General features: G+C 43.5%; 5 protein-coding genes and 1 pseudogene. 2 read left to right on the forward strand and 4 right to left on the reverse strand.

Annotation, left to right across the window (positions count from 1 at the left end; all coding sequences use genetic code 11):
* The first annotated feature begins 575 nt into the window (after positions 1-575).
* Complete coding sequence (locus tag O9324_RS05635; protein WP_288139675.1) at positions 576-2,558, forward strand: ATP-dependent nuclease; 1,983 nt, start codon at positions 576-578, stop codon at positions 2,556-2,558.
* Between the two features lie 220 nt (positions 2,559-2,778).
* On the opposite strand, the gene O9324_RS05640 is transcribed toward O9324_RS05635, so the two are convergent.
* From O9324_RS05640 to sat, 3 genes are all read right to left on the reverse strand, one after another.
* Positions 2,779-4,419 carry a DUF6930 domain-containing protein gene (locus O9324_RS05640; protein ID WP_288139676.1) on the reverse strand — a complete coding sequence of 547 codons (1,641 nt, stop codon included), beginning with the start codon at positions 4,417-4,419 and terminating at the stop codon, positions 2,779-2,781.
* A 75-nt stretch (positions 4,420-4,494) separates the two neighbouring features.
* Positions 4,495-6,570, reverse strand: coding sequence for a caspase family protein (locus O9324_RS05645; protein WP_288139677.1), 2,076 nt, complete (start codon positions 6,568-6,570; stop codon positions 4,495-4,497).
* A complete protein-coding gene (gene sat, locus O9324_RS05650) occupies positions 6,567-7,736 on the reverse strand; it encodes a sulfate adenylyltransferase (protein ID WP_288139678.1) in 1,170 nt (389 codons plus the stop codon). The genes O9324_RS05645 and sat overlap by 4 nt, the downstream gene beginning before the upstream one ends.
* A 131-nt stretch (positions 7,737-7,867) precedes the next feature.
* On the opposite strand from sat, the gene O9324_RS05655 reads away from it, so the two are divergent.
* Entirely contained in the window at positions 7,868-8,572 is a 705-nt protein-coding gene (locus O9324_RS05655; protein ID WP_288139679.1) for an SDR family oxidoreductase, read from the forward strand.
* A gap of 47 nt (positions 8,573-8,619) precedes the next feature.
* Here the strand turns inward: O9324_RS05655 and O9324_RS05660 are convergent.
* Positions 8,620-8,824 (reverse strand): annotated as a pseudogene (locus tag O9324_RS05660) (hypothetical protein); the annotation flags it as partial.

The raw sequence follows: 8,824 nt of genomic DNA on the forward strand, positions 1-8,824 counted from the left end.
TAATTAGAGGGAGATCATCTATTCGTTCTGACTGTGTTTGTGACGTAATTGCTCGACTCCTTGTTGGCCAACACTTGACTACACAAGGATTTTAACCTTTTTTGCCCACCTTACCCCTTCAATTTAAGCGAACGGTGAGTAATTACCCTCACCCCCAACCCCGGTCCGGCGAAGGGGAGAGGCGAGTAGGATGCCTGCCACGAATAAATAAAAATGCTATCAGCCAATTACTCTGAGAGTTAAGCCGTAAGCGTTGAGGTGGTTGGGTTTCGCTTTTTCAATCGAATTAATAGGTTTTCTCCTAAGTATTGTTTCGCTCAAACCAACCTACGAGACTGCTCCCTAATTAGATTTAATTGGGCTAACCTACTTCCAAATTGTGTTAGCATCAGGGATAAGTATAAAACAGCCGAACGATTAAAGCGGGACTATTGGCTCTATAGGGTGTTTAACTGTGGGACAATGTCGGAAGTTTATGTCATTCGAGATGCGGTTACGCTAGGACGGCAACCTGTTACAAGCATTGAACATTATCAGCTTGGACTAGAGGCAATTCTACGGCAGGATGAACGGGAATGAAGATCAGCAAAATTCAGATTAAAAATTTTAAGTCTTTTCAAGATGTTACCGTAGATCTAGATCCTGATTTTAATGTCTTTACTGGGGTTAATAATTCAGGAAAAACCAATTTACTAGAGGCGATCGCTCTTTGGCATGAGTGTTTTAACTTCTTGTTATACCAAGCAATTCGTGCTAAACCTGAACGTTATCGAGCGGGGCATTATGTTTTTAAAGATACTCAGTATTTACTTTACACAGATATAAAAACGGTTCGTAGTTCTAATATTGATGACTTATTTTATCAGTGCGATAAAAGTCAAAAAATTGAATTAATTTTTATCTTTCAAGATATATCTTCTGAGCAAAGAGCAAACCCATTATTAAAGATTGGTTTTTCAATTACAAATTCCCATGGCAACAGCTACAAGCTAGAATTTTTAAATCGTCAAGATTTTGATTTTTTTCAGTTTAACCAACTATTTCATAATTTTCCTAAAGTAATTGGCTGTTCTTTTGCTTCTCCTGTTGCTACGATTAGAGCGGATGAGAGGTTTTTAACTACTCCGCAGGTACTAGAAGCAATTCAAAAGCGAGAATCGGTTGAAGTCATTCGTAATCGTCTATACACTCTTCATAGTGATCAAGCAGCTCCTCAATTGTATGAGAGATTTAAGCGCGATTTGTCGTATATTCTCTTTGATAGCCCTAGTGCAGAGGTTAGCTTTTTTACTTCTAGTGATTTTCGGGATGATGTCAAAGTTATTATTAATTACAAAATTGATAATCGTGATATAGAAAAAGATATTTCTTTACTGGGAAGTGGGACAATACAGATTATTGTAATTTTATTAAATTTATATTCTTTTGGGCAAAGAAATGATCTCAATTTAATTCTTTTTGATGAGCCTGATAGTCATATTCATCGTGACATACAGAGTCGGCTAATCAATACACTGCTTAGATTCTCTGAGACAACACAAATTTTTTTAACAACTCATAATGAAAGTTTAATTCGACAGGTTTCTTTACATCAATTATTTCATCTGGAAAATAGACCTCAATATAATTATAATGCTTTATCTCGACAAGAACTTTTCGTAGAGCCACGCTTTAAAGGAATTTATCCCTCTGCGCTAAATCCTATTATTAGTTCTTTAGGGAATAGCAATGGTTTAGATTTTATTAATGCCGTTGAAGCGGATAAAATCATTTTTGTCGAAGGTCAGGATGATGCAAAAGCAATTTATACGTTATTACAAAAGAATACTATTGGTATAAATACAAAAAAATATTCTTTCTGGGTGATGGGTGGAGTCTCTCAAATTTTTAAGGATTTACCTAGTTACAAAAAGATATTTCAGTTAATTAGAAATCAGCAAAATTTATGGCAAAAATCCGTGTTAATTTTTGATAGAGATTTCTTAAATGACGAACATAAAAATCTAATTATAAATAATTTAAATAATCGGTTTGATTTGCCAACTTATATCCCAAGTTCATATACGTTTGAATCTATTTTATTTACAGATTTTTATAAATTGGGTAGGTTACTTTTTCTGTGGTTAAGTCGCCAGCAAAATTCGATTTCAGTGGATGCCGTAAGTCTTGCTCAAGGTCTTAAACAAGCCTATCTGAACTATATGAATCCCAAATTACAGCAATTACTCAATGATGATAAGGCATTTGAACAAATCATCTATCAATGCCGCTCTATTCGGGATAAGCTTAAGAGTGATGATATGTTGGGTACAAATGATAGGTCAATTCCAGAAAATGATGTTCAGTTATCAACTGCTTATCGCAACTATTTCAATCAAATTTTGAATACACGGGATTTTTACAAGTATGCCAAAAAAGATGACGTTCAAGCAATTATCAATCAGGTGATCAGCCCTCATAATATAGCGTTTAATATTGAGCAGGATTTTATTGCTTTATTAGAATGCGTTGATCGCTCAACTTGGTTTGAGGAGTGGGATTTTTTAACGAGATTGTAGAATTTTAACCATGATGACCTACCCTAAACGACTGATCGAAGTTGACCTACCCATTAAGGGAATTTCTGCCCATGCGCGGCGGTAAAAATCGATTCGTCATGGGCATATTTCTACACTTCATAGCGCAGCTTGACGGTGGGAGTATGTCAATGAATTTGCCAAGCAAACTGATTACTGATTACTGTTCACTGAAAAAGAGCCGCCGCTGCCTTCGTTAAAATTAACCAAAGTGAGGCATAAGAGTCAAAACTCCCAAGTCTAAATCTTTACTATTGATCGATTTTGCCTCATAGAGAGCTAACATATCGTTTAATTGGGGATTACCGCAGGAGGAACCCGTTACGCCCATGGCAATAATCAAACCACAATAACCCTCGGTATTTTTGATGCGTTTTTGCCAATTGCGGCGCGCATTACGGTGGTCGGGATCATCTTGCTCGAATTCCCCAAATAGATAGAGATCACCGTTAGCCATTTTCAGAATCCCCAGATCATAACGGGTATCTTCGAGGGGATCTTCGCCGGGGTTAAAACCAATAGCCGCCAAACCGCCAGCTTGTTCGATTTTTTCGATAATTTCCTTGGCTTTCGGTCGGGAGGTCTGGATCATGACCACGGGGAAACCCTCCCCTTTTGTGGGTACGGACTGGGGTTGATAATGGATTTTCGGACGACTGCGAATTTTATCTAATAATTGCCAGGGAACCATTCCCAGACTCAGATGTGCATTATCGGGGACTAGATTTTCCTTGAGTACGGATTCTTCCTCATCATCATCATCATCCTCGTCCTCCTCCTCTAAGAGTTGCATAAATTCCGCACATAGATCGGGCATCGTGGCCACTGTCACCGCCACGGATTCCCCTTTTGCTTGTTCGGGATCGAGAGGAATGCGAAAACGACGCTGTAATTCTCCGATCGGTTCTTCGGATAAAGCGGATTGATTGCCTTTAAAAAAGCGCAACAGAGCTATTAAAGCTAAATACACCGTGATTGCTTCTTCTTCATCCAAATAGGGGCGAATACCTTCGTAGGGATGCACGCTGCCGAAAACTGGATGGATCTGGGAAGGGGGAGCCGAGGCCAGATCGTAGTCATCCTCATCATCGTCCTCATCATCATCGGCCAATTCGTAGCTTAAAAACCAGCAATCTTGGGAAAGAAAGGCTTTTTCTAATCTTTCCATCGATTTTTCTTCCAAAGCGGCCTGCCGGAATTGTTTGAGAGATGCTAGGGAACGATAGAGAATGACTCCGTATTCCCGACCGAGCATTCCCATGACACAGGCGTAAAGATGCGGGAAATCGGGGCGATCGAGCTTAATTTCCAAAATATCGTAATCAGCTAAACAGGACCAGGGTTCAGCTTTCCAAATTTCGTGAGCGGTTTTTACTAAAGCGGACTGCCAAGCGGGAGGAATTGCCGGGGGGCGGTTATTTTGGAATTCGTCGAATCCACGAAAGAGATCATCGATCAGGGGCAAACTGGGGACATAATCGATGGTGATATCGAGATCTTGCAGTACCCCGCGCAGAAAAAACTGTGTTTCTCGATCGCGGACGATAATTTTTTTCGGTCTAGCTGGCCGGGCGGGACTTTGCGGCGTTTCGATGGCGCGGATTAAGGTTCTCACCATGGCCTCGGGCCCGGTTTCGGGGGAAACTACTTCCATAGCGCGTACACAGCCCTCGCTACCATCCACCCAGATCACGCACTCGCCGCCGCTTTCTTGATTTGGTTCTAGGGTGGCCCGGGGCATTCTCTCGGATAAGGATAAAGCACGACGATCTCCTTCCCAAACACTGGGAATTTGTGGAATTTTTTTGAGGCGGCTTTGGGTTGTCCGGGGCAGAAGATTCATCGGGAAATTTAGGGGTAGCTGTGTTAGGATTTTAACCTTTTCTTTTCAAGGATTCCATAGAATCATTCTATCGATTTAGTCCATAACTTGATAAATAAACCGGAAACCTGACCAAGTTCCCAGATCAAAGGCGTATTCATCAATTACACTGCCAGAATTATCCATTTTTAGACCTAAATCTAATTTTAGATCGCTCCAGAAAGCTCTGGCTATTTCTAGGGGGTTAGTCAGGGTGAGCAGTTGGGTTGCTTCTCCCTTGAGGCTTTGAGTGGCATTGAGAAGGGTCAAGGTGTTCGGGAAAGGATGGCGACTGAGGATCAGTATATTCTCTCTGATGCCCTTGGGTTGACTAATTTTCCAATGCCCTTGGCGGTCATTGGGGATGGTGGCCTTGGTTTTGGCCGCCACGACAAAGGGGGCCAATGGGCTGGAATTGCTGAAATTATCGGGGGTTTCTGAACAGGAACAGTATAAAAGCGGTTGGCGATCGCTGTTGAGGACAAGGATCATTGCGTAGAGGGGTTGTTCTTCTTGATTCTCGATTTGATAGCGAATTTCCGTCCCGACGGGCAGAATTAAGTCATTTTTGGTGGTATTAGTCCCCCTGCTACCCGCAATTTTTTGGGTTTGGAGCGTCGAGATATAGGTTTGATCGAGGCTTTCTAGGGTGACAATGACGGCTAAACCAGAGGATTCTTGATTGATCAACAAGTGCCACAATTTGCAGGCCAGCAGGGTTTCTAGTTGCGGTTGCAGTCGTTTGATCCCCGATTTAATGGCTTCGTTGGCCGCCCCTAAACTACCGATAATTAGGGAGCCATTGGCAGATAATAACTGATAATTGCCAGTTTCTTCGCCACCAACTCGACTTAAGAGACAATCTACCGTTTGTTCACCAATGTTAACCACGGCGGCCACATCGGGCAAACTGGCAAAGGTACTGGTGGCATCTACCCGTTCAATTCGGGTTAAGTTACTATCCAAACCGACGATTAAGCCGATTTGACTCGGAAAAACCCGCAATTTTTCCTGTAGAATCTGTCCTATTTCTAGGGAAGCAGCCGGGGATAATAATTGCGCTTTCGCTTTTAAACCCTGACGGGAGAGAATTTGTAGGCTGATTTCCTCCCCAGTCGCCTCAATAAAGCTCAAACAGGAGTTAATTCCGTAATTTTCTAGGATTTCTAAGGGCAGGCCGACCAGATTGACTTCTAGGGTGCGTTCATCAATAAGATTTGTAACAATTGCTGCGCCCCCCCTTGACGTTTCTGACGTTGTATGATAGGTTGCCGCAGAATTATTTTTTTGATTACTGGTTAGGATTGCCGGCTGCTGTTGTTCACTGCTGTGACTAGCGACAAGATTACGGAGATGGGGAAAAGCGATCGCAATTGTCGGACTGGGGCAAGCTTGCCAGAGATACTGGGTGAGATCATAGGTGAATAAGCCAGCATTGGGGCTATTACCGCTCAATTCCAGGGCGATTTGCTCTGGTTTAGCGGCAGCGAGAATAACGCCGTTACTAGGCTTATTTTTGAGGTTAAAACGGGTTTTAATATCGGCAGCGAAAGTTAATTCGGCGGGGTTAGGATCAGTAATGGTTCTAGAATAGGAACGAATGCGGAGATTACCGAGATAGGGCTGAGGTTGGGGGAGATGACTACTATCAAAAATCAAGCTAAACTTATCCGTAGCTAGACAGCGAGCCATCAGCAGGATATTTTCCTTAAGTAAAGCATTTTCTGCCCCATCAGCAGCAATAAAAACCTCTTTTCGGGCCCCAACACTGCCATAACCGCTAAAGTGAAAAATTACCACATCCCCCAACCTGGCTTGGGCGATCAGGTGTTCTAAAAAAGCCGATTCGATCGCTTCTCGACTGGCTTGTTGTCCCGTTAAAGTCACTATATCAGCATCCTGAAAGCCAAAACGATAACGGAGAAGGTCTTTTTGTAACTCCACATCGGTAAGACAACCAGGCAGCGGCGGAATATTCGCCCCATACTGGTCAATACCGACTAAAAGAGCCAATTTTCGGGGATTAGGGGCGGCGAGAGCGGCCAAATGACGGTTAAGGGTCCCTTGACTAATCGCCAAAGTCAGCAACCCCCAACCTGTCTGCTGGATCAATTCTCGCCTAGTTATGTTCATGACCCTCGCATAGCCCGGATTAATTCGGCAGCCACTTCCGGACGGGAAAATTCTGGAGGTGGTAATTCTCCTTTACGCAGCAGTTCCCGGACTTTCGTTCCCGAAAGGTGGATTCTTTCTTCCGGTAAACTGGGGCTAGTTTTGGTGGTTGCCATTCCCGAAGTGCGGGTGCAGTAGAAAGCGTGTTCAAACTTCATCGGCACGATTCCCAATTCCCCCGGCTCGAACTCATCAAAGATATACTGAGCATCGTAGGTTCCGTAGTAGTCGCCGACTCCGGCATGGTCACGACCGACGATAAAATGGGTACAACCGTAGTTTTTGCGGATAATAGCGTGGAAAATTGCTTCCCGGGGGCCAGCATAACGCATAGCTGAGGGGTTGATAGCCAGAATAACGCGATCTTGGGGGAAGTATTTATCCATCATGATCTCATAGCAACGCATCCGCACATCGGCCGGCACATCATCGCTTTTGGTAGCGCCGACAAGAGGATGCAAGAATAAACCATCTACCACTTCTAGGGCGCATTTTTGAATGTATTCGTGGGCCCGGTGGATGGGATTACGGGTTTGGAAACCGACAATTGTTTTCCAAGCTTTTTCGTGGAACATTTGGCGCGATTGCAGAGGATCGATCTGATATTTGGGAAACTGAGGATGAGGATCGCGCTGAAGTAACCATATTGGACCTGCGAGGTTAATTTCTCCCTGTTCATAGAGGACTTTTACCCCGGGGTGTTTCTGGTCGTCGGTGCGATAGACGTTAACTGCTTCGTGGGCCTTATTATAACGGTATTTTTGGGTTAGTTCCAGGACTCCGACAAAGTTGCCCTCGCTGTCATCTAAACGAATCCAGTTGCCTTCTTTAAGGGGATCCGCCACTGCTTCGCTAACGGAAAGAGTCACGGGAATTGCCCAGGGTAAACCATTGATTAGACGCATATCATCGACGACTTTTTCGTAGTCGTCCTGTTCCATAAAGCCTTTGAGGGGACTGAAACCACCAATAGCAATCATAACTAAATCCGAGAGCGATCGTTCATCTAGGGAAACTCGCGGTAGTTTTTCAGCTAGGGACAGAAATTCGGCTTTTTCGGCAGCGGTAGCAATACGATTAATTAATTGCCCACCGTGGGGCGCGATTCCTTCGGTCAGTACAGTCATAAAAATTTCTTTACATTGTCACGGTTTATCCTATCAGAAGTTGGCTAACCCTTAATCAAGGGGTTGGGACTAGCGATGATTTTCCCGTCGGAACAGTTTACAATAATATTTGTAAAGGATTGTAAATAATTATGAGCGAAAAAGTTGTCCTGATTGTCGGTGCTACGGGGGGTATCGGTGCCACTTTAGCGCATAAACTAGCTGTTAATGGTCATAAACTCGTATTAGTGGCCAGAAATGCCGATAATTTATCTAATTTAGCTGGTGAGTTGTCTTGTCCCTCGTTAATTGTGCCGACGGATATCACCAATCCCACTCAGGTGGAAACTTTGATGGAAAAAATTGTCTCCCATTACGGCCGGTTGGATGTGTTGGTTAATGCGGCCGGGGCCGGTGTGATGAAACAATATAATAAAATCACGCCGGAAGATTTAGATAAAATGCTCGACCTCAATCTGAAGGGGAGTTTTTATACCTGTCAGGCTGCGGCTAATGTGATGAAGGAAAATAAGGCCGGTCATATCTGTAATGTGGTGGGAATTTTGGGTAAGCATTCTATGGCTATGGCTGCCGCTTATTGTGCTTCTAAGTACGGGGTGGTGGGTTTTAGTAAATGTTTGGCCGATGAGTTAAAACGCTATGGTATTAAAATGACTTTATTCTATTTTGGTGGTGTCGATACTCCTTTTTGGGATCAGGTGAGCTTAAAAGTTGATCGCAATAAAATGTTAACTGCTCAAACTGCCGCCGATGCTATCTATTTTGCCATGAATGCTGAACCCCAAGCCGTCCCCATGGAAATTAATATTCAACCCGATAGTCATCTCTTTTTTTAATCGTCAGGAGTCAGGAGTCAGGAGTTGAGAGTTGGGGTTTTAGGGTTTTAGGGTGTTGGGGTTTTACTTGAAATTCCCCTATCTCCCCACTCCCCCACTCCCCCATTCCCCACTTCATAATTCATAATTCCCACTCCCCATTTCCCCATTTCCCCATTTCCCCATTTCCCCATTTCCCCATTTCCCCATTTCCCCATTTCCCCATTTCCCCATTTCCCCATTTCCCCATTTCCCCATTTCCCCATTTCCCCA

Source organism: Microcystis sp. LE19-84.1B (genome assembly GCF_027531875.1).
In the GTDB taxonomy this organism is placed as follows: Bacteria; Cyanobacteriota; Cyanobacteriia; order Cyanobacteriales; family Microcystaceae; genus Microcystis; species Microcystis panniformis.